This window comes from Bradyrhizobium sp. USDA 336, assembly GCF_044908355.1.
In the GTDB taxonomy this organism is placed as follows: Bacteria; Pseudomonadota; Alphaproteobacteria; order Rhizobiales; family Xanthobacteraceae; genus Bradyrhizobium; species Bradyrhizobium yuanmingense.
This window is the reverse complement of record NZ_JBIYDC010000002.1, coordinates 818,041-844,411: the sequence shown is the minus strand read 5'-3', so window position 1 is coordinate 844,411 and position 26,371 is coordinate 818,041. Positions and strand designations below refer to the sequence as shown.

Below are 26,371 nucleotides of genomic sequence, written 5' to 3'. Positions count from 1 at the left end.
CGGTCGCCTCCGGCCGCAAATTCGAAAATCACTTCTGCATGGCGCCCTGCCCTCAAGGCCTCGGGCGGGGCGCCGATGCCCGGCCGCGGAGGCCGGGCATGACAGGTCGAACTACTCGGCCGCTTCCGACGTCGGCGCCGGTCCCATCTTGGAGTTGTGCAGGTCGACGTTGAGGCCGAGCGAGCGCATTTCCTTGACCAGCACGTTGAACGATTCCGGAATACCGGCCTCGAACGTATCGTCGCCGCGCACGATCGCCTCGTACACCTTGGTACGGCCGGCGACGTCGTCCGACTTCACCGTCAGCATCTCCTGGAGCGTGTACGCCGCGCCGTAAGCCTCGAGCGCCCAAACCTCCATTTCGCCGAAGCGCTGGCCGCCGAACTGCGCCTTGCCGCCCAGCGGCTGCTGGGTGACGAGCGAGTACGGACCGATCGAACGCGCATGGATCTTGTCGTCGACCAGATGGTGCAGCTTGAGCATGTAGATGTAGCCCACCGTCACCTTGCGATCGAACGGATCGCCGGTGCGGCCGTCATAGACGGTCGACTGACCCGAAGCGTCGAGACCGGCGAGCTTCAGCATCTCCTCGATATCGGCTTCCTTGGCACCGTCGAACACCGGGGTTGCGATCGGCACGCCGCGGCTGAGGTTATGGCCGAGTTCGAGCAGCTCGTTGTCGTTGAGTGACTTGATCGTCTCGTCCTCGCCGTAGACCTTCTTCAAGGTCTCCTTCAGCGGCTTGATGTCCTGCTTCGACAGGTACGCATCGACAGTCTGGCCGATACGCTTGCCGAGGCCGGCGCAGGCCCAGCCGAGATGGGTCTCGAGGATCTGTCCGACGTTCATGCGCGAAGGCACGCCGAGCGGATTGAGCACGATGTCGGCATGCGTGCCGTCTTCGAGGAACGGCATGTCCTCGATCGGCACGATCTTCGACACCACGCCCTTGTTGCCGTGGCGGCCGGCCATCTTGTCGCCGGGCTGGATCTTGCGCTTCACCGCGACGAAGACCTTGACCATCTTCATCACGCCGGGCGGCAATTCGTCACCGCGCTGAAGCTTCTCGACCTTGTCGAGGAAGCGCTGTTCGAGCCCCTTCTTCGACTCGTCGTACTGCTTCCGCATGGCCTCGATCTCGGCCATCAGCTTGTCGTTCGGCGAAGCGAACAGCCACCATTGCGACTTCGGATACTCCTCGAGCACCGCACGGGTGATCTTGGTGTCCTTCTTGAAGCCCTTGGGACCTGCAATGCCCTGCCGCCCCTCGAGCAGCTCGGCAAGACGGTTGTAGACGTTACGGTCCAGGATCGCCTGCTCGTCGTCGCGGTCCTTGGCGAGGCGCTCGATCTCCTCCCGCTCGATCGCCAGCGCACGCTCGTCCTTGTCGACGCCGTGGCGGTTGAACACGCGGACTTCGACGATGGTGCCCTGCACGCCCGGGGGAACGCGCAGCGAGGTGTCGCGGACGTCGGACGCCTTCTCGCCGAAAATGGCGCGCAGCAGCTTCTCTTCCGGCGTCATCGGGCTTTCGCCCTTCGGCGTGATCTTGCCGACCAGGATGTCGCCGGCGCGCACTTCCGCGCCGATGTAGACGATACCGGCTTCGTCGAGGTTCTTCAGCGCTTCTTCCGAGACGTTCGGAATGTCGCGGGTGATTTCCTCAGGTCCGAGCTTGGTGTCGCGGGCCATCACCTCGAACTCCTCGATGTGGATCGAGGTGAAGACGTCCTCCTTCACGATCCGCTCGGAGAGCAGAATCGAGTCTTCGAAGTTGTAGCCGTTCCACGGCATGAACGCGACCAGCACGTTGCGGCCGAGCGCGAGCTCGCCGAGATCGGTCGAGGGACCGTCGGCGATGATGTCGCCCTTCTTGACGACGTCGCCGACCTTCACCAGCGGACGCTGGTTGATGCAGGTCGACTGGTTGGAGCGCTGGTACTTCATGAGGCGGTAGATATCGACGCCCGACTTGGTCGGATCGAGATCTTCCGTGGCGCGGATGACGACGCGGGTCGCATCGATCTGGTCGATCACGCCCGAACGGCGCGCCGCGATCGCAGCGCCCGAGTCGCGGGCAACCACGCCCTCCATGCCGGTGCCGACGAACGGCGCCTCGGCGCGAACCAGCGGCACCGCCTGGCGCTGCATGTTCGAGCCCATCAGCGCGCGGTTGGCGTCGTCGTTCTCGAGGAACGGGATCAGCGCCGCGGCGACCGAAACGAGCTGCTTCGGCGACACGTCCATGTAGTCGACCTTGTCGGGCGTCATCGGCACGACGTCGCGGGTGCCACTCGAGCGGCAGACCACGAGGTCTTCGGTGAAGCGGCCCTTGGCGTCGACCGGCACGTTGGCCTGGGCCACGGAATAGCGCCCTTCCTCCATCGCCGACAGGTACACGACCTCGTCGGTGACACGGCCATCCTTGACCTTGCGATACGGCGTCTCGACGAAGCCGTACTTGTTCACGCGCGCGAAGGTCGCGAGCGAGTTGATCAGGCCGATGTTCGGACCTTCTGGCGTCTCGATCGGGCAGATGCGGCCGTAATGCGTCGGATGCACGTCGCGCACCTCGAAGCCGGCGCGCTCGCGGGTGAGACCGCCCGGTCCGAGCGCCGAGAGGCGGCGCTTGTGGGTGATCTCGCTGAGCGGGTTGGTCTGGTCCATGAACTGCGACAGCTGCGAGGAGCCGAAGAACTCGCGCACCGCGGCGGCCGCCGGCTTGGCGTTGATCAGGTCCTGCGGCATGACCGTGTCGATGTCGACAGAGGACATGCGCTCCTTGATCGCGCGCTCCATGCGCAACAGGCCGATGCGATACTGGTTCTCCATGAGCTCGCCGACCGAACGCACGCGGCGGTTGCCGAGATGGTCGATGTCGTCGATCTCGCCCTTGCCGTCGCGCAGATCCACCAGCGTCTTGATGACGGAGAGGATGTCCTCCTTGCGCAGCGTGCGCTGGGTATCGGGCGCATCGAGGTCGAGGCGCATGTTCATTTTGACGCGGCCGACCGCGGAGAGGTCGTAGCGCTCGGCGTCGAAGAACAGCGACTGGAACATGGCCTGCGCCGATTCCAGCGTCGGCGGCTCGCCCGGACGCATCACGCGGTAGATGTCGAACAGCGCGTCCTCGCGCGTCATGTTCTTGTCGGCCGAGAGCGTGTTGCGGATGTAGGGGCCGACATTGACGTGGTCGATGTCGAGCAGCGGCAGCTCTTTGTAGCCCTGCTCGTTGAGCGCCTTCATCAGCTTGTCGGTGATCTCCTCACCGGCCTCGGCGTGGATCTCACCGGTCTTGGGGTTGACGAGATCCTCGGCGACGTAATTGCCGACCAGCTCCTCGTCGGCCATGCGCAGCGCCTTCAGCCCCTTCTCCTGGAGCTGGCGGGCGGCGCGGACGGTGAGCTTCTTGCCGGCCTCGAGCACGACCTTGCCGGTGTCGGCATCGATCAGGTCGTTGACCGTGGAGTAGCCGCGGAAGCGGTTGGCGTCGAACGGAACGCGCCAGCCTTCCTTGGTCCGCTTGTAGAGAATCTTCTTGTAGAACGTGGACAGGATCGCCTCGCCGTCGAGGCCGAGGGCGAACATCAGCGACGTCACCGGAATCTTGCGGCGACGGTCGATACGCGCATAGACGATGTCCTTGGCGTCGAACTCGATGTCGAGCCAGGAGCCGCGGTACGGGATGACGCGGGCGGCGAACAGCAGCTTGCCCGAGGAATGGGTCTTGCCCTTGTCGTGGTCGAAGAACACGCCGGGCGAACGGTGCATCTGCGAGACGATGACGCGCTCGGTGCCGTTGACGATGAAGGTGCCGTTCATCGTCATGAGCGGGATGTCGCCCATGTAGACGTCCTGCTCCTTGATGTCCTTCACCGACTTCGCGCCGGTTTCCTCGTCGATATCGAACACGATGAGGCGCAGCGTCACCTTGAGGGGCGCAGCGAAGGTCATGCCGCGCTGGCGGCACTCGTCGACGTCGTATTTCGGCTGCTCGAACTCGTAGCGGACGAATTCCAGCATCGAGGTGCCGGAGAAGTCGGAGATCGGAAACACCGAGCGGAACACCGCCTGCAGACCCTCGTCGAGACGTCCGCCCTGGGGTTCGTCCACCATCAGGAACTGGTCATAGGACGCCTTCTGAACCTCGATGAGGTTCGGCATCTCGGCGACTTCCTTGATGTGTCCGAAGAACTTGCGAACGCGTTTGCGACCGGTGAATGTCTGCTGCGCCATCGTGGCCTCTCATTTTCGTCGCCCGCCCTGGGCGCACCGTCCGGACCGCGGCTGCCACCGCTTTCCGGGTTGAATTTTCGAACCCGTCTTGGGGGGCCGGAGACGCAGTTTCAGGCGCCGATGTCCTGAATCTGTTCTTCAGACCTTCAAAACGCAAAACGACGCGCGGGGCGCAGATGCGCGCCCGCCCGTCACAACGATCATCTTCACGGACTGCAAAAGCCCGAAATAGCCTGCTCTCCCAACGGCTTACAGGGAAATCCGGCATCCCTGCCCACCGCGCTTTCGTGCTGCCGACCCGATATGGGGCGACAATAGTGCAGATTCGAGGGTCAAACCCTCAAATCCCCACACTTTTTCGTGTTTGGCCTGCGTCGGATCGTTCCGTCGCACGCCTTTTGCATTCCGGTCCACCCTCTCGAAGGGGGACTAGGATCCCGGGCAGAGCTGTTGCCTGCCCGGGATCCCGCCAGTAAGCAGTGCTTACTTGAGCTCGACCTTGGCGCCAGCCTTCTCGAGCTGGGCCTTGATCTTGTCGGCTTCGTCCTTGTTCACGCCTTCCTTCAGCGGCTTCGGAGCACCCTCGACGAGGTCCTTTGCTTCCTTCAGGCCGAGACCGGTGATGGCGCGGACTTCCTTGATGACCTCGATCTTCTTGTCGCCGGCGCTGGCGAGAACGACCGTGAACTCGGTCTTCTCTTCCGCCGGAGCGGCAGCACCGCCGCCGCCAGCAGCCGGGCCGGCCACGGCGACAGCCGCGGCAGCCGAGACGCCCCACTTCTCTTCGAGGAGCTTCGCGAGTTCGGCAGCTTCGAGCACGGTCAGGCTCGAGAGGTCGTCAACGATCTTCTGCAGGTCAGCCATTGTTCAGTTTCCTTAACTGTAAGTCTGGTTCGGGTTTGAGTTTTGCGAAGGGCGTCAGGCCGCTTCGCCCTTTGAGGCATGAGCCTGGATGACGCGCGCGAGCTTGCCCGCGGGCGCGTTGGCGAGCTGGGCCAGCTTGGTCGCCGGGGCCACGATGAGGCCGACGATCTTGCCGCGCAGTTCGTCAAGCGACGGCAGCGAGGCAAGCGCCTTCACGCCGTCGACATTCAGGACGGTCTTCCCCATCGATCCGCCGACGATGACGAACTTTTCGTTCGCCTTGGCGAATTCGATGGCGACCTTTGGCGCCGCTACCGGATCGTTCGAAGTCGCGATCACGGTCGGCCCCTTCAGCATGGGGCCGATGGCAACGACGTCAGTGCCTTCAAGAGCAATTTTGGCGAGACGGTTCTTCGAGACCTTCACCGCGGCACCCGCCTGCTTCATCTGCTGGCGCAGCTTCTGCATCTGGGCGACGGTGAGGCCGGAATATTGAGCAACGATCGCGACGCTCGTGGTCTTGAAGACCTCGTTGAGCTGTTCGACCGCTTCTTTTTTTGCCGCTCGTTCCACAGCAAGCTCTCTCCGGTTGGCGGTCATCGCGAGAAGCGGGACCGCCGGGTTGCACCCATCGTCCCGCCCAAACCTGAACCTCCGGGCCAAAAACCCATCGGACACGCCGGGCAAGACGACAATTCAAAGCCTGCCCTCCGGGAGCCCAAGGGCCCACGGCGTGTCGAGGTCCGAACCAGACCCGTTTCGCAAAACCAGCCCTTAAAGCTGGATGCGAAGTGAAATCCGGTCTTCACCCGTCTATGCAGGCCATGCGATTAAGCCGTTGAGGAATCGAAATTCCCCGCGGGCGCCTGCAGTCTTGGACAGGACGAGGTCAGCCGGCGAACCGCCCGACCTCTGCTCGCATCCCTGCCAAAAGACGGATCTTCCTTCCTTTTCGGGCAAATCCTCACGGACGTCCTGAAAAGGAATGATCTCCTGTCGTGTCGGTTTTCGGAATGCGTGCACGAACGCGCCAGCCGAGGCCGGCACGTCCGGAGGCGGTTCTTTAACCGCTCGGAGCCTGCTTGCCAAGAGCAAAATTCACACCAGTTCCAATCGATTGGCGGTTGGGCTTGAGATGGCCCAACAAGGGCCGATTCAGGCTGATTTGACCCGATACGGCAGCGGTTTGCCCTCGAAGAACGCGGTCAGGTTGGCCAGCACGCAGTTCTGCATGGCGATGTGCGAATCCAGGGTGTGGCCGCCGATATGCGGGGCGAACACTACGTTGGGGAGTTCGGTCAGGGAGTCAGGCGCGTGCGGTTCCTTCTCGAAGACGTCGAGGCCCGCCCCCGCGATGGTCTTGTCGGTGAGCGCCGCGACCAGCGCCTTCTCGTCGATGACGGAGCCGCGGGAGATGTTGACGACGTAGCCCTCCGCCCCGAGGCGCCTGAGGATATCGGCGTTGACGACATGCTGGGTCTCGGCCCCTGCCCGCACCGCGATCATCAGGACGCCGCACCAATCGGCGAGCGCCTCCAGAGTCGGAAAGTACTGATAGGGCAGATCGTACCGAGTGCGGCTGAAATAGCCGACCTCGCTCTCGAAAGCAGCACAGCGCGCGGCGATCTTGCGGCCGATCTCACCCATGCCGTAGATGCCGATGCGGCGGCCGGGCATGCCGGCCTGGGGACGCATCATCGGCGACTGTTTCGAGGCCGCCCAATCGCCGCTGCGGACATATTGGTCGGCCACCAAAATCCGCCGGGTCGTCGCCAGCATCAAGGTCATCGCGATGTCGGCGACGGAAGCCGCATTGGCACCGGGGCTGTGACCGACCGCGATGTTCCGGCTGGCCGCCGCCTTCAGGTCGACGCCATCATAGCCAGTCCCATAGCAGACGATGGCGCCGAGATTCGGAAACAGGTCCATCGCCTCCGCACCGAGTGGCGAGCCGCCAGCAGTCAGCAGTGCGCGGATGCCGCCCAGCTCCTCCGCCGGAAACACCTCCCGCACGGGCTTGCCGCCGGTGTCGAGCAGCTCGAACCGCTCGGCGAAGCGCGCCATCATCGACTTGGGAAAGCGCGAGTAGATCAGGACCTTGTCAGCCATTGTTGTTGTTTCCGAAGAGCGCCGCCACAAACGACGAGGGGCGGAATCGGTCACCCGATCCCGCCCCTCGCCTCATGCAATTTCCAAACCTCAGCCGAGAATGGTGCCCGGCTCGACCTTCACGCCCGGGCCCATCGTCGAGGACACCGCAACGCGCTGGATGTAGGTGCCCTTGGAGCCGGCCGGCTTCGCCTTGGAGACAGCGTCAGCCAGAGCCTTGATGTTCTCGACCAGCTTCTCCTCGGAGAACGAGGCCTTGCCGACGCCGGCCTGCAGGATGCCGGCCTTCTCGACGCGGAACTCGACCGAGCCGCCCTTGGCGCCCTTCACCGCACCGGTGACGTCCATGGTCACGGTACCGATCTTCGGGTTCGGCATCAGACCGCGCGGGCCCAGCACCTTACCGAGGCGGCCGACCAGCGGCATCATGTCGGGGGTGGCGATACAGCGGTCGAAATCGATCGTGCCGTTCTGCACCTTCTCGACCAGGTCCTCGGCGCCGACGACGTCGGCACCGGCGGCCTTGGCTTCATCGGCCTTGGCGCCGCGGGCGAACACGCCGACGCGGAGCGTACGGCCGGTGCCGTTCGGCAGGGTCACGACACCGCGGACCATCTGGTCGGCGTGACGCGGATCGACGCCGAGATTGATCGCGACCTCGATGGTCTCGTCGAACTTCGCTTTCGCGCGTTCCTTGACCATCTTGATGGCGTCCGCGAGCGGGTAAAGCTTTTCGCGGTCAATGCCTTCGCGGGCTTTGTTCAAACGCTTTCCGATTGCCATGGCCGCTTACCCCGCAACTTCCAGACCCATCGAACGGGCCGAGCCCTCGACCATCTTCATGGCCGATTCGATGGTGTCGCAATTCAAGTCCTTCATCTTCTTTTCGGCGATCTCGCGCACCTGCGCCTTGGTCACCTTGCCGGCCTTGTCACGGCCCGGCGCCTTCGAGCCGGACTGGATCTTTGCAGCCTGCTTGAGGAAGTAGGACATCGGCGGCGTCTTCATCTCGAAGGTGAAGGAACGGTCCGCATAGATGGTGATGATCACCGGGATCGGGGTGTTCTTCTCTTCCTTCTGGGTCTGGGCGTTGAACGCCTTGCAGAACTCCATGATGTTGAGACCGCGCTGACCGAGCGCGGGACCGATCGGGGGCGAGGGATTCGCCGCACCGGCCGGGACCTGAAGCTTCAGGTATCCGGTCACTTTCTTTGCCATGTATCACTCCTGTTGTGCCGGCAGGACCGGCGGTTTCAGGTTCGTGGTCTGGGTGGGATGCGGCTGGCAACCGCCCCTCCCTCCCACGGCCTCTTGTTGCGCGAGACCGAAGCCTCCCGCGTTACCCGATCAGACCTTCTCGACCTGACCGAATTCCAGCTCGACCGGCGTCGCGCGGCCGAAGATCGACACGGCGACCTTCACACGCGAGCGCGCCTCGTCGATTTCCTCGACCACACCCGAGAACGAGGCGAACGGGCCATCGGCCACGCGCACGTTCTCGCCGATCTCGAACGACACCGACGCCTTCGGCCGTTCCACGCCCTCCTGCACCTGGTGCAGGATGCGCATGGCCTCGGCTTCCGAGATCGGCATCGGCTTGTTCTCGGCGCCGAGGAAGCCCGTGACCTTCGGCGTGTTCTTGATCAGATGGAACGCCTCGTCGGTCAGCTTCATCTTCACCAGCACGTAGCCGGGGAAGAACTTGCGCTCGGCGTCGATCTTGCGGCCGCGGCGCACTTCCGTGACCTTCTCGGTTGGAACCAGCACCAGCTCGAACAGCTCCTCGAGCCCGCGCTGCTTGGCCTGCTCGCGGATCGATTCGGCGACCTTCTTCTCGAAGTTCGAATAGGCGTGGACGATGTACCAGCGCTTGTCGGACACTTGAGCGGTTGCTGTTGCCATCAGTGAATGCCCAGGAGGAAGGTGATGAGGTAGCGGATGATCTGATCGGCGGCGAAGAAGAAGATCGAGGCCACGGCGACCATCACGAACACCATGATGGTGGTGATCGTGGTCTCACGGCGGGTCGGCCAGGTGACCTTGGCAGTCTCCGAGCGCACTTCCTGCAAGAACTTGAACGGGCTGACTGCCATCGCTTGAGGTCCAGCGTCCGTCGACAGACGCAAATGAATTTCAGGGATCCGAACAGCCGCCGTTGGCTCAGCCCTCTGTCTCGAAGGATGAGCCGGAAACCGGGCTCGATTGTTCGGGGATTTCAAGGCCGCGCCGGAAATCCGCGTCTAACGGGCCGGCTGCGAGTGCGGGGTATCTACTGCGGATGCGGCCAAAGGTCAAGGTATAGAGAGGTCGCGCCAGCAGGCCGCCCTTCCCCGGACGCCCGTGCAGAAGCCATGCGGATCAAGGACTTGTCGACCGCCCGGAACGCGCCATCCCCGGCAAGGCTATCGGGAGCCGGCAGCCGTCAGTCGGCCCGGTCGACCATGGAAATCCCCGGCAGCGGCACCACGAACTTCCCGCCTTCGGCGAAATAGCGGGCGTGCTTGGCCCGGATCGGGTCGACATAGCGCCAGGCGAAGACCACGACGAACGCCGGCTTGCGCTCGTAGAGGGCGGCAGGCGGCAGGATCGGGATGTCATAGCCGGGGCCGGCCATCACCTTCCCCTTGTTGGGATCGTCGTCCACGAGGAAGTCGATCTTGTTCTCCAGGCCGAACTGCGGCAGCAGGGTCGTGGTGCCCACGGAGACGCCATAGCCGGCGACCAGCTGACCGCGCGCATGGGCGGCATCGGCCATCGCGACCAATTCGTCGCGGATGGCGGCGATCCTCTTCACATAGGGCGCGTAATAAGCCGGCTGATCGACACCGAGCCGCTCCTCTTCGGCAACGAAACGCGCGACCTCTGCCGACGGTTTCTTGGCGCCGCCGGCGCGCTGCACGGTCACGCGGATCGAACCGCCCTTGGTCCAGATGTGCTGGACGTCGATCAGCTCCATGCCCAGCCGGGCGAAGAAACGGATCAGCGGCTTGATGTTAAAATACGACAGATGCTCGTGATAGACGGTATCGAGCAGGTTCTTCTCGGTGACGTCGACGCCGTATTGCGTTTCGAAGACGAACAATCCGTCCGGTGCGAGCACGTCGCGAACCCCGATCACCAGCGGATCCAGATTGTCGACATTGGCGATCATGTTGTTGGCGATCACGACGCTCGCCGCGCCATGGCTCTGCAGGATGCGGCGACCAACGGCATCGGTGAAGAAATCGCCGATGGTCTCGATGCCCGCCTCCGTGGCGCGCCGCGCGATGTCGACGGCGGGATCAACACCCAGCACCCGCATCCCCCGCTCCTTGAAGAAGCCGAGCAGCGATCCGTCATTGCTGCCGAGTTCGACCACCAGCGAACCCGGCGCAATGCCGAAACGGCTGACGACGTCGTCGGCATAGGTAGCGAAATGCTCGCGCAAGCCGAGCGAGAGCGAGGTGGTATAGACGTAGTTTCGGTACTGGATCTCCGGATTGCCTACATGGAGGATCTGGAGGTGGCCGCAGTCCCGGCACAGATGCAGCGCCATCGGCACCGCAGCGCGGAAAACGGGATCGTCGACGCTGGCGTTCGGCACCTGGAAGTTCGGCGTGCCGATCGGCATGCCTGCCATCGGGACGACCAGCTCTTGCTTGTCGGAATGACAGAGGCGGCAAGTATTGCGGACGTAGAACAGGTTTTTCATCGTGCAACCGAAGAATGAGATACGCGCGCGAGTGGGATAATCCCACCCTGTGAAGACCAGATCGGCAACGGGCTCAAGCGGGTCATGGGTGGCTCGAGGCCTCGTTGCCCAGCCCGTAGCTGGGCGCGTCCTCCGCTGCCTTGGCCACCTTGTCGGCCGAATACGAGCCGCGCTCCGGACTTGCCAGCCAGATTACGCCACCGACGAGCCCGATGATCACGCTGATGGCGCCCAGCAGGAGCGATACCGACAGCGCCTGCTCGGACGACACACCCGCCAGACCCAGGCAGGCGACCATCGCTCCCTCGCGAACGCCCCAGCCGCTGATCGAGATGGGGACCGCCGTCAACAGCACCACCGGCGGAATCAGGATGCCGGCATCGAGGACAGAGAGCTGCGCTCCGACACCGCGCGCCAAGGTGTAGCAGGCCGCGGCGGTGACGAGATGGATGAGGAGCGCCGATCCGAACAGCAGCGCACGGCGCTCGGACTGCAGGAGCAAAAACCTGACCAGCGTTCCGAACCGCACGAAGCTCGCGATCGCGGGAAGCGCGATGAAGCGTTTCGGCAGACGGTCCAGCGTCAACAGGACCAGCGTACCGGCGACGCCGGCCACCGTCAGTCCGCCGATCGCCAGGATCGCAGCGTGATTCGACACGCGCGACAGCAGAAACGGCAATCCGGCCACCATCAGCACGACCAGTCCGATCAATGCCGTGAAGCGGTCGGCTGCAACGCCCTTGACCGCCTCCGGCCACTGCACGCCGCGTTGGCGCAGTAGCCAGATCCGCACCGCGTCACCGCCGACCGATGACGGCAACACCTGATTGAACCAGAGGCTGGTCATCAGTATCCGCCAGCCGGCGAGCCAATCCAGCGACACGCCGAGCGCGCGCATGATCAGCTCCCACCGGCCGTTGAGCACGAAGGTCTGGACGAAGATCAGCGCAAGCGCGACGACGAACAGGACCGGATCGACCGAGACGAGATGGTCGCGCAGCTGGCGCAGGTCGAGGCCACGCGCGATGTAGACCAGCACGGCGATCGACAGCAGCAGCTTCACCGAAAACAGGGCCGCATGCTTGAATCGCGACTGCATCGGATGCCCGCCTCAGGACGCCGGATATTCCGCGCGACCGATGACGAGGTCGATTGCGGCCATCATCCAGAACTGGTGCGTGGTCTCGACAATGTTGTAGCTGCGGCTGTCGACCCAGAAATTGACGTCGCCGAGATTGCGCAGCGGATTGTCCGCGTTCATGCCCGACAACGTGATCACGTCGAGCTTCATCTTGCGCGCCCGCGCGACCGCGTTGAGGATGTTCTTCGAACGCCCCGACGAGCTGATCGCGACGAGGCAATCGCCGGCGCGCGCGTTCAGCCGCACGGCGTGCGCGATCCAGTCCTCGAACCCATAATCGTTGGCAAGGCACGACATCATGCTCGCATCGCTGAAGCAGAGAGCGGGCACCGACGCATTCTTCGCCAGATCGATCGCCAGATGCGAAGCGATGCCGGCCGACCCGCCGTTGCCGATGAAGATGACGCGACCGCCCTGCTCGCGCGTGCGCAACCAGGACGCGCGCGTCGCGGAGATCCTCGCAAAAATACCGTCGTCGACCGCCGTCGCGCGATGCAGGCGCCCCACGTAATCGTCGAGGAAAGCCTTGTGATCGGGATCGACGGATTCGGCAGGCATGGGCTGACGGCTCGATTGCAACATTACCGGGTGATACCGGCTATTACCAAGGATTGCAAAGGTATAATACTTGCAAAGTTTGCGGGCGGCTGATAGTCGGCTTTTCGGGTTTCACTCAACATTGGCGGGCCTATTGCGCTGGGCATTCGCGTCACGGATGTTCCCCATGAAATGCATTGTTACTGGCGGCGCCGGGTTCATTGGAAGTCACCTCGTCGATCGCCTGCTCGATGACGGCCATGAGGTCATTGCGCTCGATAATTTCGTGATCGGACGCGCTGAAAACCTCGCCGCACGCGCCGGTTCGAGCCAGTTGAAGGTCGTGCGGGCTGACGTCACCGACCTCGACGCGATCAAACCGTATTTCCACGGGGTGGATTGGGTCTTCCATCTCGCCGCGCTGGCGGACATCGTACCCTCGATCGAATCACCGATCCCCTATCATCGCGCCAATGTCGATGGCACGGTCAACGTTCTCGAAGCGGCGCGGCACGCGGGCGCCAGCCGCTTCATCTATGCGGCTTCCTCCTCCTGCTACGGCATTCCGGATGTCTATCCCACGCCGGAGAGTGCCGAGATCCGGCCGATGTATCCCTACGCGCTCACCAAGAATCTCGGCGAGCAATGCGTCATGCACTGGTGCCAGGTCTACAAGCTGCCTGCCGTGGCGCTGCGCCTGTTCAACGTGTTCGGACCGCGCCATCGCACCACCGGCACCTACGGGGCCGTGTTCGGCGTGTTCATGGCACAGAAGCTCGCGGGCAAGCCCTTCACGGTGGTCGGCGACGGCGAGCAGACGCGCGACTTCACCTTCGTCAGCGACGTCGCCGATGCCTTCGTGACCGCTGCGCGCTCCGACGTCTCGCACGAGATCTTCAATGTCGGCTCGGACAACACCTACAGCGTGAACCGCCTGGTCGAGCTTCTCGGCGGCGACAAGGTCCACATTCCCAAGCGCCCGGGCGAGCCCGACTGCACCTACGCCGACATCAGCAAGATCAAGCGGGTCCTGAAATGGGCGCCGAAGGTGAAGTTCGAGGACGGCGTCGCGACGATGTTGAAGTCGATGGACCAGTACAAGGACGCTCCGCTCTGGACGGTGGACAAGATCGCCGACGCCACCAAGGACTGGTTCAAATATCTCGGTGACGACAAGGTCGCCCCGCAGAAGGCAAGCCGTTGAGCAGATTCGTTCACCCCCCAATTTTGCCGCCAGCCGATCACGTCCGGGCCGGCCAACTGAGACCGTCCGGCGCCTTGGGTCATTCACATGGGTAATGCTGCGACAGACAGGCCGGCCGGCCATCCGGCACCGCACGAGAAGATCAAGACGATCGAGGAGCTCGGCGAGATTGTGCGCGCCGCGCAGGCTGAGGGCCTGACCGTTGCGCTCTGCCACGGCGTGTTCGATCTGGTGCATCTCGGTCACGTCCGGCACATCCTGGCAGCCCGCAACGAGGCCGACGTCGTCGTGGTGACCATCACTGCGGACCGTTACGTCAACAAGGGCCCGGGACGGCCGATCTTTCCGGAGAACATGCGCGCCGAGATGCTGGCCGCGCTCGGCACGGTCGACTGGGTCGGCATCAATCAGACCTCCAGCGCCGAGCCGGTCCTCGATACCGTGCGCCCCGACATCTACGTGAAGGGCTCGGACTACGAGAATCCCGAGGATGACGTGACCGGCAAGATCGCGGTGGAGCGCGAGGCGGTCGAGCGTCACGGCGGGCGCATCGTCTTCACGCGGGACGTGACGTTCAGCTCGTCGTCGCTGCTGAACCGCTATTTCGACATCTACGATCCCCCGCTGCGCGACTACCTCCAGAAGGTGCGCGATGGAGGCGGCGCCGAACGGCTGCTGAAGCTGATCGACAAGATCCAGGACATGCACGTCGTGCTGGTCGGCGACACCATCATCGACGAATACCAATACGTCACGGCGCTCGGGAAGGCCTCCAAGGAGAACATCGTCGCGACCCTGCTCAAGAACGGCGAGCAGTTTGCCGGCGGCGTCATTGCCGCGGCCAATCACGTCGCAAGCTTCTGCAAATCTGTCGAGATCGTCACGACGCTGGGTGGCAACGACTACCCCGAAGAGTTCATCCGCGCGCATATCCGCCCGAACGTCACGCTCACGCCGATCCGCGTTCAGAGCCGTCCGACCACCCGCAAGCTGCGGTACGTCGAGATGGGCTACCTGCACAAGCTGTTCGAAGTCTACACGATGGACGACACGCCGCTCGACGAGGCCGCGCGCACGGAGATCGACCGCGTCACCGCCGAGCGCGTCCGCGGGGCCGACGTCGTCATCGTCACCGATTTCGGTCACGGCATGATCGCATCCAGCACGATCGACGCCTTGATCGCGAATTCCAAGTTCCTGGCCGTCAACGCCCAGAGCAACAGCGGCAACCACGGCTACAACCTGATCACGAAGTATCCGCGGGCCGACTACATCTGCATCGACGCACCGGAAGCGCGCCTGGCCGCCACCGACAAGTTCAACGACATCGCATCGGTGATCGAGGGCGGCCTGCATCGCAAGATCGATTGCGATAACATGATCATCACGCACGGCTCCTTCGGCTGCTACCCCTTCTCGTCGAAGACCGGCGTTGCGCGCGTCCCTGCTTTCACCAAGACCGTCGTCGACACCGTCGGTGCGGGCGATGCCTTCCTGACAATCACGGCGCCGCTGGTGGCGGCCGGCGGCAACATCGAGGACGTCGCCTTCATCGGCAATGCGGCGGGCGCGATCAAGGTCGGCATCGTCGGTCACCGCAACTCGGTCGAGAAGGCGCCGCTGGTCAAGTTCGTCACCGCGTTGTTGAAGTAGCGCGATCGAAGAATCCGGAGAACGACAGTGATTGATCGGAAATGGAATGTGATGGTCACCGGTGGCGCCGGCTACGTCGGCAGCGTGCTGGTTCCGCAATTGCTTGCCGCGGGCCACAAGGTCACCGTGCTCGACTTGTTCATGTATGGCCAGGACGTCTTCGATGCCGTTCGTGACAATCCGAACCTCCGCCTGATCAAGGGCGACATCCGCGATGAGGCCGCGGTCAACGAGGCCCTGCGCGGCAACAACGCGGTGATCCACCTCGCCTGCATCTCCAACGATCCCTCGTTCGAGCTGGACCCGGCACTCGGCAAGTCCATCAACTACGACTGCTTCCGTCCGATGGTGCGCGCCGCGAAGAAGGCGGGTATCAAGCGCTTCATCTACGCCTCCTCCTCGAGCGTCTACGGCATCAAGGATGAGGCCGAGGTGACCGAGGAGCTGTCCTGCGAGCCGCTCACCGACTACTCCAAGTTCAAGGCGATGTGCGAGACCGATCTTGCCGACGAGGCCGCGTCCGGCTTCGTCACCTGCACGGTTCGCCCCGCCACCGTCTGCGGCTACGCTCCGCGGCAGCGGCTCGACGTCGTCGTCAACATCCTGACCAATCTGGCCGTCAACACCGGCCGCATCCGCGTGTTCGGCGGAACGCAGAAGCGGCCCAATCTGCACATCCAGGACATGACGGCGGCCTATCTGTTCCTGCTGCAGCAGGATGATGCGAAGATCGACGGCAAGACCTACAACATCGGCTACGAAAACCACTCGCTGATGAAGATCGCCGACATCGTCAAATCGGTGGTCGGCAACAATGTCGACGTGGCCGTCGAGCCGACCGACGATCTCCGCTCCTACCACGTCTCGTCGGAGAAGATCCGCCGCGAGCTCGGCTTTGCGCCGACGCACACGATCGAGCAAGCCGTGTCCGGCCTCGTGGACGCCTTCAGGGCGGGCCGCCTGCCGAACTCGCTCAACGATCCCAGGTATTTCAACATCAAGATGATGCAGAACATCAGCCTGAAGTGAGCGGCGTGCGGATCGGCATCGATTTCGACAACACGATCATCTGCTACGACAAGGTCTTTGCCGCCGCCGCGCGCCAGCGCGGGCTGGTGCCGGAGGGCTGGGACGGGCTGAAGACCGACGTGCGGGATTTCTTGCGATCCCGCGCCGGCGGCGAGCTTGCCTGGCAGGGGCTGCAGGGCTTCGTCTACGGCAAGGGAATCGGCGGCGCCGAGATCAACCCTGGCGTCCGCGAGTTCCTTGCCGCGTGCCGAAAGGCCGGCGCGAGCGTCCATATCGTCAGCCACAAGACGCAGTTCGGCCATCAGGATCCCGATCGGGTCGACTTGCGCGAGGCTGCGCGTGGCTGGCTGAAGAGCGCGGGCCTCATCGACACCGCCGACGCGGCGATCTCGGCGGGCAATGTCCATTTCGAGGACACGCTGGCGGCCAAGGTCGAGCGGTTGGCAAGCCTACAGCTCGACATCTTTATTGACGATCTCGTCGACGTCTTCGAGCAGCCGCATTTTCCGAAGGCGACGCGATCGATCCTGTTCACGCAGTCGCAGCCGCCGTATCCGGCGCATTGCGAGCCGCTCGCGACCTGGGCCGATATCCACCGCGGAGTGTTCGGGGCATGAGCCAGCCGGACCTCAGCGTACAGGATGCGGTCTCGATCGGCAGCCGCCTCTCCGGGGCGCGGGTCGCGGCGGCGCAACCGGCGCGGGCCGGCGGCAACAACCGGGTGTTTCGGCTGGAGATGGCGGAAGGCCCGCCCCTCGCCCTCAAGCACTACCCGTCCGACGGGCGCGATCGGCTGGGACAGGAGTATGACGCGCTCTCGTTTCTCTCGCGCCACGGCATCAATGCGACGCCGCGGCCGATCGCAAAAGATCCGGCCGCGTTCTGTGCGCTGTATCAATGGTTAGACGGTGAACCCGCGGTCCTGCATCCGCAGCCCGACGACGCCGACCAGTTGGCCGATTTCCTGATCGAGCTGCAAAAGCTGCACGACGCTGAAGGCGCGCAGACTCTGCGGAATGCGTCAGCCAGCATCTTCTCGGCCGAGGCGGCCATCGCCCAGTACGAGCAACGCCTGGACGACCTGAGGCGGGCTTCGGATGATCATCCGCACTTGCGCGCGTTCATGGACGGCAGCCTTGTTCCCACCGCTGCCGTCGCGATCCGGCAACTCCGGCGGCGCTACGCGGAACGGGGCCTGGATCCCGCCGCGGACCTTGCGCCCGCCCGACGTGCATTGAGCCCGTCGGATTGCGGACTGCACAACGCACTGCGCACCGACGACGGCAAATTGCGCTTCATCGACTTCGAGTATTTCGGCTGGGACGACCCGGTCAAGCTCGTGTCCGACACCGCGATTCACCCCGGCAGCGGTCTGCCCGTGGCTGATGCGAACCGATTGATCGAGCGGCTCTCGCGCGCCTTCGCGGCTGGGGATGACGCGTTTGCGGTCCGCCTTGACGTACTGTATCCTGTGTTCGGGGCGATTTGGTGCCTGATTGTCCTGAATGCCTATTTGCCGGAAAGCCGCTCCCGGCGTGCCCTGGCTGCGCAAGGTGGCGATCTGACGGTCCGCCTTGCCGGCCAGCTCGACAAAGCCCGTCGGCTCCACCAAACGATTTGCCAACGTGATCCAGATCTCACCCCACGCTGAAGCTGCTCTCACCTGCACGCTGGACGAGCGGAGCCTCTATTTGCGCCGCCTGGTCCTCGGTTCGGTCCGCTCCGCAGGACGCGGCCATGTCGGGCCTGCCCTGTCGCTGATCGAGATGGTCCGCGTGCTCTACGACGACGTGCTGCGGATCGACCCGAAGAACCCGGGCGATCCCGATCGCGACCGCGCCATCCTCAGCAAGGGACACGGATGTCTGGCGCTCTATGCGCTATTGGCCGACCGCGGCTTCTTCCCGCTGTCGGAGCTGGACGGCTTTTGCGGTTCCGACAGCATTCTGGGCGGGCATCCCGAATACGGCATGGTGCCCGGCGTCGAGGCCTCGACCGGCGCGCTCGGACATGGCCTCTCGATCGGCGTCGGCCTTGCGCTCGCCGCCCGCATGCGCGAGCGCAGCTACCGCACCTTCGTGCTGCTCGGCGACGGCGAGATCAACGAGGGATCGGTGTGGGAAGCGGCGATGGGCGCGACCAAGCACGGCCTCGACAACCTCGTCGCGCTGATCGACTACAACAAGCTGCAGAGCTACGGCCCCACCGACTACGTGCTGCCGCTGGAGCCGCTCGCGGACAAGTGGCGCAGCTTCGGCTTCGCAGTGCAGGAGGTCAACGGCCACGACGTCGGCGCACTGCGCATGGTCCTGAAGCAGCTCCCGGCCGTTGCCGGCAAGCCCACCGCCATCATCTGCCATACCGTCAAGGGCAAGGGTCTTCCGGCTGCGGAATCCAATGCCGATTGGCATCACAAGAACAAGCTGACCGACAGCGAGCTCGACGCCATTCGCGTCGCCGTCGGCGATTTTTGATCGGCTCCCCATGCGCAACACCGCGATGAACATGGTCCACAAGCTCGCCGCGCGCGACGAGCGTGTGCTTTACATCGGCTCCGATCCGGGTGCCGGCACGCTGCGCGCGATGAGCAAGGAGTTTCCCAAGCGCCACCTGATCGAGGGCATCTCGGAAGCGCATATCATTGGCATGTCGGCAGGTCTCGCGATGGAGGGCTTCGTGCCTTACGTCAACACCATTGCGACCTTCCTCACCCGCCGCTGCTACGAGCAGGTCGCGGTCGATCTCTGCCTGCACAATCTGCCGGTACGGCTGATCGCCAATGGCGGCGGCCTCGTCTATGCGCCGCTCGGTCCCACGCACCAGGCGATCGAGGACATCGCCATCATGCGGGCGCTACCCAACATGACGGTGATCTGCCCGTGCGACGCCGACGAGGCCGCGCGCATGATGGAGCAGACGCTGGATTGGAAGGGCCCGATCTACATCCGGCTCGGCAAGGGCGGCGATGCCATCGTGTCCAAGGCCGAGCACGGCTTTGAGATCGGCAAAGCCATCCTGATGCGGCCGCCCGGCGACGTCCTCATGGTGACCACCGGCATCATGCTCCAGCGCGCCCTCGCCGCAGCCGACCTGCTGGCCGCGCAAGGCATTCGCGCCGGCATCCTGCACATGCATACGGTGAAACCGCTCGATACCGCAGCGCTGCTGCAGGCTATCCGCGGCACCAGGCTCGTGGCAACGCTGGAGGAGCACGTGCCCTCCGGCGGCCTCGGCAGCGCGGTCGCGGAGGCGCTGATCGACAAGCTCGGCTCCGGTTTCCCTGCGATGCTGCGGCTGTCGCTGCCCGACCGCTTCATGCACAATTACGGCTCGCAGGACTCGCTGCTGAAGAAGCACGGGCTCTCCGCTGGCGCCATTGCGACCTCGATCGAGCATGCGCTCGCGGCGTCGCACACCCCCTCACCTCAACTTCATTCCACCTGACGTGGTCACATGTACGACGTTCGATATTCCTATCTGCTCGAGCAATTCGCGGATCCCGCACCGATCCTCGCCGAGATCGGCCGGCTGGTTGCGACCGGTGACTTCACCCTTGGCAAGCCCGTCGCCGAATTCGAGAAACGCTTCGCCGAATTGATCGGCGTCCGTCATGCCATCGGCGTCGGATCCGGCACCGACGCGCTCAAGCTGCCGCTCAAGGCGCTCGGCATCGGTCATGGCGACGAGGTCATCACCGCCGCGAACACCTTCATCGCCACGGTCGGCGCGATCGCGGAAACCGGCGCGACGCCTGTCCTGGTCGATTGCGACGATTCCTTCTGCATGAACGTGGACCAAGTCGAGGCTGCCATCACCGAGAAGACCAAGGCGATCATGCCGGTCCAGTTGACCGGCGAGGTCACCGACATGGGCAAGCTGATGCCGATCGCGCAGCGCCACAACCTGCCGGTGGTCGAGGACGCCTGCCAGGGCATCCTGTCGGAGTTTGCGGGAAAACGCTCCGGCACCCACGGCATCGCGGCCGGCTTCTCGCTGCATCCGCTCAAGAACCTCAACGTCTGGGGCGATGCCGGCGTCGTCGTCACCAATGACGACGGCATGAACGAAAAGCTCCGCCTGATCCGCAACCACGGCATGAAGAACCGCGACGAGATCGCGATCCTCGGCTGCAACTCGCGGCTCGATTCCTTGCAGGCCGTGGTCGGCAACTGGCTGATCGGCCAGACCAGCGAGATCACGCGCCGCAGAATCGAAAATGCGGCCTATTACGACGCGGGTCTCGCCGGCCTGCCCGGCCTGCGCGTCCCGCCGCGCCGTCCCAACGTGAAGCACGTCTACCATCTCTACATGGTGTTCGCCGAACGTCGCGACGAGCTCTACAAATATTGCCTGGACAACGGCATCGAGGCCAAGATCCACTATCCCATCCCGCTGTACCAGCAGGAAGGCCTGAAGCATCTCGGCTACGCGCCGGGCACGTTCCCGGTCACCGACCGCCACGCCAAGGAAGTCATCAGCTTCCCGGTCGACCAGCACCTGACGCGCGCCCAGCAGGACCGCGTCATCGAGACCGTCAGGAAGTTCTGCCATGGACGTTGACACCGGCCGCCGGCGCATCGGCTACGTCAATCTTCCCGCGCAGTTCGAGGAAGAGCGCACCGAGATCCTGCAGGCGGTCGAGGGCGTGTTTTCCCGCGGCGACTTCATCGGCGGCGCCGCGGTTGGAAAGCTCGAAGAAGAATTGTCCGCGTATCTCGGCTCACCGCATGTCGTGACGCTGAATTCGGGCACCGACGCGCTGATCCTCGCCATGCGGGCTCTCGACATCGGTCCCGGCGACGAGGTGATCACGCCGCCGAATTCGTTCGTGGCATCGACCGCCGCGATCATCGCGGTCGGCGCCACGCCGGTGTTTGCGGACGTGCTGCCGGACCAGAACATCGACCCGGCCGCGGTCGAGGCCGCCGTCACGCCGCGGACCAAGGCGATCATGCCGGTGCATCTGACCGGACGCATGGCCGACATGGCTCCGCTGATGGCGATCGCTGCCAAGCACTCGCTCGCCGTGATCGAGGACAGCGCCCAGGCGGTTGGTTCGACCTATGACGGCCGGATGAGCGGCACCATCGGCACCTTCGGCTGCTTCTCCGCCCACCCCTTGAAGAATCTCAATGCCGCCGGAGATGCCGGCTTCCTCGTCACTGCCGACGCCGAGCTTTCCGCAAGAATCCGACGGCTGCGCAATCACGGCCTGATCAACCGCAGCGACGTCCAGGAATGGGGGATCGTGTCGCGGCTCGACACGCTCCAGGCCGAGGTGCTGCGCATCCGCCTGCGCCACCTTCCTTCCGTGATCGAACGCCGGCGGCGCAACGCCGCGCAATACCGCGCCGAGCTCGCCGGGCTGCCCCTGTTCATTCCGCCCTGCAGGAACATCGAGTTCAACACCTTCCACACTTTCGTGGTGCAGACCGAGCGTCGCAACGACTTCCAGAAATATCTTGCCGACAAAGGCATCGAGACCGCGATCCATTATCCGGTCCCGATCCACCTGCAGCCGGCAGCGGCGCATCTCGGCCATGGCCGCGGCGCGTTCCCGGTAACGGAACGGCAGGCGGACCAGATCCTCACGCTTCCCATCAACCAGTTCCTGTCGGCCGCCGACATCAGCTATATTTGCGCGACCGCCCGGGAGTATTTTGCATGACGGACACGGACTTCCTGCACGCCGACGAGCAGGCGCTGGCGCAGCGATTCATCGACGATGGCTTCGTCACCACCCCGGCCGACGATAGCGCCGGGCTCGACCGGATCCAGCGCCGTGCTGCCGAGCTCGCGGCGGACTATCTGAAGCTGCCGCACAGCAACGATCCCTACGCGATGCTCGACACCATCCACACGCGGGTGAGCGTGGATGATCTCAACGGCCTGCGGCTGCACGTCTTCAACGGCCTGAACGCCGAGCCCTGGTTCCGCCCGACCTATTTCCGCCTGGCGCGCTCGACGATCGAGACCATCGTCGGCAACGAGCTCTGCATGCAGCGCCGCGTCAATCTTAGCATCCAGCTTCCCGGCGACAGCTCTTCGCTGCTCGCCACCCATTCCGACGTCTGGTCGGGCGACTCGCCGTTCGAGGTCGTGGTGTGGGTGCCCCTGGTCGATGTCCACCGCACCAAGTCGATGTATCTGCTGCCGCCGTCCCTGAACGGCGAGATGCAGGACCGGATGGCGGCCTTGCGCAGCGCCGAAGAGCTCTACAAGACCATCAAGCCGCACGCGACCTTCATCGAGATTCCCTACGGTCACGTCATGCTGTTCAACCAGACCCTGATGCACGGCAATCGCGTCAACGAGGAAGCCGGCACGCGCTGGAGCATGAACTGCCGCTTCAAGAGCATTATGTCGCCCTACGCAGACAAGCGCTTCGGCGAGTTCTTCGAGCCGATCCTGCTGCGCCCCGCAACCCGGGTCGGGATGCAATACAAGCTGCCGGGAGGCTTCCATGGCTGAACGAGCCGGCCACCGCGGCTATATCGGCGCCAGGCCGCTGAACGGCAGCCGCACCCCTCAGCACGTCCAGAACATCGTGATCCGCGACTATGCGCGGCGCAAGAACCTGCACTATCTGTTGAGCGCCGCCGAGCACACCATGCCCGGCAGCTACATGGTGCTGGAAGACATCCTGGACGAGCTGCCGCAGCTGCGTGGGCTGATCCTCTACAGCATTTTCATGCTGCCGCCCGACGAGGCTCGGCGGCGGCAGATCTACGACCGCGTGCTGCGCGAGGGCTGCGATCTCCATGCAGCGGTCGAGGAGATCACGCTGGCGTCTCAGAAGGACATCCAGGCCGTCGAGGACATCCTGCTCGTCAACAAGTTCGCAACCATCCTGTGACGATGCCGCGGAGCAGTTGGGCCCCATGACCGAGATCAACCTGCTCCAGCCGATGCACGCATCGACGAGGCGGGACTACGTCCAGCGCGTGGTCGAGCACGACAAGGCGGAATCCGCCACTGTGGCGCGGCAATGGGGACGCGACTATTGGGACGGCGACCGGCGCTACGGCTACGGCGGCTATCGCTATGACGGACGGTGGCGCCCGCTCGCCCAGACCCTGATCGATCGCTACGGCATCAAGCCGGGCATGAGCGTGCTCGACGTCGGCTGCGGCAAGGGCTACCTGCTCTACGAGTTCACTCAGCTCGTCCCCGACCTTGAGGTCGCCGGCATCGACATCTCCGAGTATGGCATCGCCAACGCCAAGGAGGAGGTGCGGCCGCATTTGAAGGTCGGCAGCGCCGTCGAGCTCCCCTACCCCGACCACAGCTTCGACCTGGTCGTCTCGCTCGGCGTGCTGCACAACCTTCCGCTCGAGGACGTGTTCCGCGCGGTGCCTGAAATCGAGCGGGTCGGACGCGGCACCTCGAAATATGTGATGGTCGAATCCTTCCGCAACGAGCGCGAGAAGGCCAATCTGCTTTACTGGCAGCTCACCTGCCTGAGCTTCCACGGTCCGCAAACATGGGCCTGGATCTACGACAAATGCGGGTATCGGGGCGACCATGGGTTCATCTTCTTCGAATGAGGCAGGCCTGCACCGGCCGACCTCGTTGCGCGCGCAAAATCCGGAAGTGTACTATTCGGACGACGCCATCGTCACCGCGGATGACGCCACGATCGCGGAGCTGAAACGCATCGCCGCCGGCAACCCGCGCCTACGCAGCCGGCTGTGCACGCATCCCGATCCCTCGTCCGGACTGCACGAGATGCTGATCGTGCATCATCGCGAGGCTTACGTGCGACCGCACAAGCACCTTGGCAAGCCTGAATCGTTCCACGTGATCGAGGGCACCGCGCAGGTCGTGATCTTCGAGGACGACGGCAGCATTCGCGAGGTGCTCGAGATGGCGCCCTACGGTCGGGGCAAACGCTGCTATTATCGCATGCCGGAACAGGTCTTCCACTCGATCCTGATCACCTCGGAATGGCTGGTATTTCACGAAACCACCGCCGGCCCGTTCGATCCTTCGCGCACGGCATTTCCCGATTGGGCGCCTGATGGTAGCGAGGCTGCCGCGGTGCAGGACTACGTCACAAGAATTGGTACACTCGCTGAGGAGTATTTGGACAGACGAGGCAAAGCTTAGGAGCATGACCATCCCTGTCGGGCTCGATGATACTCGCATGAATGCAGATCCAAGAGCTGCAGCCCTGCGGGAAGCGGAGGGGGCAGGCATTGGGTATGTCTACGTCGCTCTGGTTCTCGCCTTTGTTGCGGCCGTGCCCGCGCTGTTCGCGCGTGAGGTCTTCGGCGACGATTGGACTGTGTACTACATCTATTGGACTCAAGGTGCCGCCGGCGTCGCTCGCGTGCTGTGGGAGTCGGCACACGCCGGCTTCGCAATCCCGATGACGCTGTTTGTGACGCTTTTGAACGATACTCCCGATGTCTCTGCGCGGCTCGTGGGACTAGCCTGCCATCTGGTCAACGGCGTGTTGCTTCACTCCGTCCTGTCGCGATCATCCTATACCAGACGGATCGCCGGTCTTGTCACGGCTCTGTTTCTGCTCAGCCCGTTCTATGCAATTCGCCTGACACTCAACGCGGTCTACGACTTCTTCCTGCTCTTCTATCTGCTGTCCTACGAGCTTTCCTATTCGAAGGTGCGCGCGCTTCGATGGAGCGCACCTTTCTGTCTGTTGTTCGCGTTGTCGCTCGAGACTCTGATCGCCCTCGAACCGCTTCGCGTCGTGCTCGCCTGGTCTGGTCCCGAGCGCTGGAGGCAGAAACTCGCGCGTCTTGTACCGTTCTGGCTGGCCGTTGCAGCCATGATCGTTCTGCGACTGACAATTCTGGGGAAGAGCGGTCACTACGCTGGACAATACAGTTTCGCGAACGATTTCTCGATCACGGCCAATGCGCTCCATGCGCACCTCATGGCCTTCCCGAGCGGCCTGAGCTACGCATATTCTCACGGGGTCGCGCTGCTGGGGCTTCCTGTTTTCGCGGCAGTGACATTGGCCGCGATCGCCGTCTTTGCCCGGTTCTCATCGACAGCATTGTGGACGCCCTGGCTGCTGAACGGCCGCTCGACCACGAATGCGATGCTTCTGCTACTGGTGCTGGGAGCCGCGATTGCCCTCATCGGCGCGCTGCCCTACGCTCTTACCGGAGTTTATGGCGACGTGACGCGGGGCGAGTCCAGGCTACTCTTTCCCTCGCAGTTCGGCGTCTTGATCCTGATGGCGACGGTCGTACAGGCAATCCCCGGATTGCGCTTACGCGCAGCAGCCGCGGGGGGATTGATCGCGATCTTCGCTTTGTCGTCGGCTCACGATACCAAATGGCTGCTGTACGACGGGTTGCTCAGCAGCGACATGCTGCGGCAAGTCCGAGCAGCCTTGCTCGCGGACCCCGAGCCAAAGGTCGTGAAGCTCCAATTCGAGAACTCGCACGTCTTCACGTTCCGCTCACGATGCCTTGGCGGAAATGACATGAACGTGGCACAGACGATCCTGCGGGACGAAAATCGCCAGCGGTCGTTTATCTACACGGACTACTGCGGGGATTTTACCGATCCTCAGTTCGTTATGAGCGGCCACTGCCCGGTTTCCTACCTCGAGACCTTTCCTTGTCCGCCCCGCCGCGAGACCTGGCGCTATCGCGCCGCCCCGGGAATTCCGCTGCCCGACGACATTGGGTTCATCGAGCTTCTGACAGCGATCCTCGGACATAACCCCTCGGCCACGGAGGGCCGCGGTGAACTGATGCAGTTGAAGGATGGAGAGCCGGCCCCCCTAGCGAGAGCCGAGTATCGGCCTCCCTGCAACCGCCCTGGCGTCCGAGGCGCAGCCTGGTTGCTGGCGTTGCCGGCCCCCGCATGTGAAGGTGCTGCCTCTGGAGTTCGCTAGAGCATGCGTCAGTCATGGAGGGTTCCAAGCGCC

General features: G+C 63.8%; 25 protein-coding genes. 14 read left to right on the top strand and 11 right to left on the bottom strand.

Annotation, left to right across the window (positions count from 1 at the left end; all coding sequences use genetic code 11):
- Window positions 1-111: 111 nt before the first annotated feature.
- The 11 genes from rpoB to ABIA45_RS04785 form a co-directional block, all read right to left on the bottom strand.
- Window positions 112-4,236, bottom strand: coding sequence for a DNA-directed RNA polymerase subunit beta (gene rpoB, locus ABIA45_RS04835; RefSeq protein WP_158668572.1), 4,125 nt, complete (start codon window positions 4,234-4,236; stop codon window positions 112-114).
- Window positions 4,237-4,719: 483 nt separating this feature from the next.
- A complete protein-coding gene (gene rplL, locus ABIA45_RS04830; RefSeq protein ID WP_036027614.1) occupies window positions 4,720-5,100 on the bottom strand; it encodes a 50S ribosomal protein L7/L12 in 381 nt (126 codons plus the stop codon).
- Between the two features lie 54 nt (window positions 5,101-5,154).
- Window positions 5,155-5,673 carry a 50S ribosomal protein L10 gene (gene rplJ, locus ABIA45_RS04825; protein ID WP_036010998.1) on the bottom strand — a complete coding sequence of 173 codons (519 nt, stop codon included), beginning with the start codon at window positions 5,671-5,673 and terminating at the stop codon, window positions 5,155-5,157.
- A gap of 582 nt (window positions 5,674-6,255) precedes the next feature.
- Window positions 6,256-7,209, bottom strand: a complete 954-nt coding sequence (locus ABIA45_RS04820) for a 2-hydroxyacid dehydrogenase (protein WP_404651204.1) — start codon at window positions 7,207-7,209, stop codon at window positions 6,256-6,258.
- Between the two features lie 90 nt (window positions 7,210-7,299).
- Window positions 7,300-7,992 carry a 50S ribosomal protein L1 gene (gene rplA / locus ABIA45_RS04815; protein ID WP_025037003.1) on the bottom strand — a complete coding sequence of 231 codons (693 nt, stop codon included), beginning with the start codon at window positions 7,990-7,992 and terminating at the stop codon, window positions 7,300-7,302.
- A gap of 6 nt (window positions 7,993-7,998) precedes the next feature.
- Window positions 7,999-8,427, bottom strand: a complete 429-nt coding sequence (rplK, locus tag ABIA45_RS04810) for a 50S ribosomal protein L11 (RefSeq protein WP_011088164.1) — start codon at window positions 8,425-8,427, stop codon at window positions 7,999-8,001.
- Window positions 8,428-8,556: 129 nt separating this feature from the next.
- Entirely contained in the window at window positions 8,557-9,111 is a 555-nt protein-coding gene (nusG, locus tag ABIA45_RS04805) for a transcription termination/antitermination protein NusG (protein ID WP_018647229.1), read from the bottom strand.
- A complete protein-coding gene (secE, locus tag ABIA45_RS04800) occupies window positions 9,111-9,302 on the bottom strand; it encodes a preprotein translocase subunit SecE (protein WP_007611620.1) in 192 nt (63 codons plus the stop codon). Before secE ends, nusG begins: the two co-directional genes overlap by 1 nt.
- 329 nt (window positions 9,303-9,631) lie before the next feature.
- Window positions 9,632-10,900: a class I SAM-dependent methyltransferase gene (locus tag ABIA45_RS04795; RefSeq protein WP_157280563.1), complete on the bottom strand. Its 1,269-nt coding sequence runs from the start codon at window positions 10,898-10,900 to the stop codon at window positions 9,632-9,634.
- 82 nt (window positions 10,901-10,982) lie between these two features.
- On the bottom strand, window positions 10,983-11,999 hold the full coding sequence (locus ABIA45_RS04790; protein WP_157280564.1) for a lysylphosphatidylglycerol synthase transmembrane domain-containing protein: 1,017 nt from the start codon (window positions 11,997-11,999) through the stop codon (window positions 10,983-10,985).
- 12 nt (window positions 12,000-12,011) lie between these two features.
- Complete coding sequence (locus tag ABIA45_RS04785; RefSeq protein ID WP_246732087.1) at window positions 12,012-12,599, bottom strand: SIS domain-containing protein; 588 nt, start codon at window positions 12,597-12,599, stop codon at window positions 12,012-12,014.
- Window positions 12,600-12,765: 166 nt separating this feature from the next.
- Here ABIA45_RS04785 and ABIA45_RS04780 point away from each other — a divergent pair, with 166 nt between their 5' ends.
- From ABIA45_RS04780 to ABIA45_RS04715, 14 genes are all read left to right on the top strand, one after another.
- Window positions 12,766-13,782 (top strand): SDR family oxidoreductase, encoded by a 1,017-nt coding sequence (locus ABIA45_RS04780; RefSeq protein WP_271544530.1) that lies wholly within the window; start codon window positions 12,766-12,768, stop codon window positions 13,780-13,782.
- Between the two features lie 87 nt (window positions 13,783-13,869).
- Window positions 13,870-15,435: a PfkB family carbohydrate kinase gene (locus ABIA45_RS04775; protein ID WP_157280567.1), complete on the top strand. Its 1,566-nt coding sequence runs from the start codon at window positions 13,870-13,872 to the stop codon at window positions 15,433-15,435.
- Between the two features lie 27 nt (window positions 15,436-15,462).
- Window positions 15,463-16,464 carry an NAD(P)-dependent oxidoreductase gene (locus ABIA45_RS04770; RefSeq protein WP_271544532.1) on the top strand — a complete coding sequence of 334 codons (1,002 nt, stop codon included), beginning with the start codon at window positions 15,463-15,465 and terminating at the stop codon, window positions 16,462-16,464.
- Window positions 16,465-16,469: 5 nt separating this feature from the next.
- The gene (locus ABIA45_RS04765; protein ID WP_271544535.1) at window positions 16,470-17,081 is read left to right on the top strand and encodes a hypothetical protein; all 612 of its coding nucleotides are present in this window, start codon (window positions 16,470-16,472) and stop codon (window positions 17,079-17,081) included.
- Window positions 17,078-18,115: a phosphotransferase gene (locus ABIA45_RS04760; RefSeq protein WP_404651201.1), complete on the top strand. Its 1,038-nt coding sequence runs from the start codon at window positions 17,078-17,080 to the stop codon at window positions 18,113-18,115. Before ABIA45_RS04765 ends, ABIA45_RS04760 begins: the two co-directional genes overlap by 4 nt.
- A complete protein-coding gene (locus tag ABIA45_RS04755) occupies window positions 18,090-18,938 on the top strand; it encodes a transketolase (protein WP_404651200.1) in 849 nt (282 codons plus the stop codon). Before ABIA45_RS04760 ends, ABIA45_RS04755 begins: the two co-directional genes overlap by 26 nt.
- Before the next feature lie 10 nt (window positions 18,939-18,948).
- On the top strand, window positions 18,949-19,908 hold the full coding sequence (locus ABIA45_RS04750; protein ID WP_036010951.1) for a transketolase family protein: 960 nt from the start codon (window positions 18,949-18,951) through the stop codon (window positions 19,906-19,908).
- Between the two features lie 9 nt (window positions 19,909-19,917).
- Window positions 19,918-21,024 (top strand): DegT/DnrJ/EryC1/StrS aminotransferase family protein, encoded by a 1,107-nt coding sequence (locus ABIA45_RS04745; protein ID WP_157280570.1) that lies wholly within the window; start codon window positions 19,918-19,920, stop codon window positions 21,022-21,024.
- Window positions 21,014-22,132: a DegT/DnrJ/EryC1/StrS aminotransferase family protein gene (locus ABIA45_RS04740; RefSeq protein WP_271544542.1), complete on the top strand. Its 1,119-nt coding sequence runs from the start codon at window positions 21,014-21,016 to the stop codon at window positions 22,130-22,132. The genes ABIA45_RS04745 and ABIA45_RS04740 overlap by 11 nt, the downstream gene beginning before the upstream one ends.
- Entirely contained in the window at window positions 22,129-22,935 is an 807-nt protein-coding gene (locus ABIA45_RS04735) for a sporadic carbohydrate cluster 2OG-Fe(II) oxygenase (RefSeq protein ID WP_404651197.1), read from the top strand. The genes ABIA45_RS04740 and ABIA45_RS04735 overlap by 4 nt, the downstream gene beginning before the upstream one ends.
- Window positions 22,928-23,320: an LIC12192 family sporadic carbohydrate cluster protein gene (locus ABIA45_RS04730; protein ID WP_036027635.1), complete on the top strand. Its 393-nt coding sequence runs from the start codon at window positions 22,928-22,930 to the stop codon at window positions 23,318-23,320. Before ABIA45_RS04735 ends, ABIA45_RS04730 begins: the two co-directional genes overlap by 8 nt.
- A 25-nt stretch (window positions 23,321-23,345) precedes the next feature.
- Window positions 23,346-24,011: a class I SAM-dependent methyltransferase gene (locus tag ABIA45_RS04725; protein ID WP_404651196.1), complete on the top strand. Its 666-nt coding sequence runs from the start codon at window positions 23,346-23,348 to the stop codon at window positions 24,009-24,011.
- Complete coding sequence (locus ABIA45_RS04720; protein WP_404651194.1) at window positions 23,989-24,573, top strand: WbuC family cupin fold metalloprotein; 585 nt, start codon at window positions 23,989-23,991, stop codon at window positions 24,571-24,573. The genes ABIA45_RS04725 and ABIA45_RS04720 overlap by 23 nt, the downstream gene beginning before the upstream one ends.
- 4 nt (window positions 24,574-24,577) lie before the next feature.
- Window positions 24,578-26,338: a hypothetical protein gene (locus ABIA45_RS04715; RefSeq protein WP_404651193.1), complete on the top strand. Its 1,761-nt coding sequence runs from the start codon at window positions 24,578-24,580 to the stop codon at window positions 26,336-26,338.
- Window positions 26,339-26,371: the final 33 nt, after the last annotated feature.

What these genes read in the sequence shown, in the direction of transcription:
- rpoB (WP_158668572.1), bottom strand. Translation starts at nt 4,236, where the DNA reads ATGGCGCAGCAGACATTCACCGGTCGCAAACGCGTTCGCAAGTTCTTC.
- rplL (WP_036027614.1), bottom strand. Translation starts at nt 5,100, where the DNA reads ATGGCTGACCTGCAGAAGATCGTTGACGACCTCTCGAGCCTGACCGTG.
- ABIA45_RS04820 (WP_404651204.1), bottom strand. Translation starts at nt 7,209, where the DNA reads ATGGCTGACAAGGTCCTGATCTACTCGCGCTTTCCCAAGTCGATGATG.
- rplA (WP_025037003.1), bottom strand. Translation starts at nt 7,992, where the DNA reads ATGGCAATCGGAAAGCGTTTGAACAAAGCCCGCGAAGGCATTGACCGC.
- rplK (WP_011088164.1), bottom strand. Translation starts at nt 8,427, where the DNA reads ATGGCAAAGAAAGTGACCGGATACCTGAAGCTTCAGGTCCCGGCCGGT.
- nusG (WP_018647229.1), bottom strand. Translation starts at nt 9,111, where the DNA reads ATGGCAACAGCAACCGCTCAAGTGTCCGACAAGCGCTGGTACATCGTC.
- secE (WP_007611620.1), bottom strand. Translation starts at nt 9,302, where the DNA reads ATGGCAGTCAGCCCGTTCAAGTTCTTGCAGGAAGTGCGCTCGGAGACT.
- ABIA45_RS04795 (WP_157280563.1), bottom strand. Translation starts at nt 10,900, where the DNA reads ATGAAAAACCTGTTCTACGTCCGCAATACTTGCCGCCTCTGTCATTCC.
- ABIA45_RS04790 (WP_157280564.1), bottom strand. Translation starts at nt 11,999, where the DNA reads ATGCAGTCGCGATTCAAGCATGCGGCCCTGTTTTCGGTGAAGCTGCTG.
- ABIA45_RS04785 (WP_246732087.1), bottom strand. Translation starts at nt 12,599, where the DNA reads ATGCCTGCCGAATCCGTCGATCCCGATCACAAGGCTTTCCTCGACGAT.
- ABIA45_RS04780 (WP_271544530.1), top strand. Translation starts at nt 12,766, where the DNA reads ATGAAATGCATTGTTACTGGCGGCGCCGGGTTCATTGGAAGTCACCTC.
- ABIA45_RS04775 (WP_157280567.1), top strand. Translation starts at nt 13,870, where the DNA reads ATGGGTAATGCTGCGACAGACAGGCCGGCCGGCCATCCGGCACCGCAC.
- ABIA45_RS04760 (WP_404651201.1), top strand. Translation starts at nt 17,078, where the DNA reads ATGAGCCAGCCGGACCTCAGCGTACAGGATGCGGTCTCGATCGGCAGC.
- ABIA45_RS04750 (WP_036010951.1), top strand. Translation starts at nt 18,949, where the DNA reads ATGCGCAACACCGCGATGAACATGGTCCACAAGCTCGCCGCGCGCGAC.
- ABIA45_RS04745 (WP_157280570.1), top strand. Translation starts at nt 19,918, where the DNA reads ATGTACGACGTTCGATATTCCTATCTGCTCGAGCAATTCGCGGATCCC.
- ABIA45_RS04740 (WP_271544542.1), top strand. Translation starts at nt 21,014, where the DNA reads ATGGACGTTGACACCGGCCGCCGGCGCATCGGCTACGTCAATCTTCCC.
- ABIA45_RS04735 (WP_404651197.1), top strand. Translation starts at nt 22,129, where the DNA reads ATGACGGACACGGACTTCCTGCACGCCGACGAGCAGGCGCTGGCGCAG.
- ABIA45_RS04730 (WP_036027635.1), top strand. Translation starts at nt 22,928, where the DNA reads ATGGCTGAACGAGCCGGCCACCGCGGCTATATCGGCGCCAGGCCGCTG.
- ABIA45_RS04725 (WP_404651196.1), top strand. Translation starts at nt 23,346, where the DNA reads ATGACCGAGATCAACCTGCTCCAGCCGATGCACGCATCGACGAGGCGG.
- ABIA45_RS04720 (WP_404651194.1), top strand. Translation starts at nt 23,989, where the DNA reads ATGGGTTCATCTTCTTCGAATGAGGCAGGCCTGCACCGGCCGACCTCG.
- ABIA45_RS04715 (WP_404651193.1), top strand. Translation starts at nt 24,578, where the DNA reads ATGACCATCCCTGTCGGGCTCGATGATACTCGCATGAATGCAGATCCA.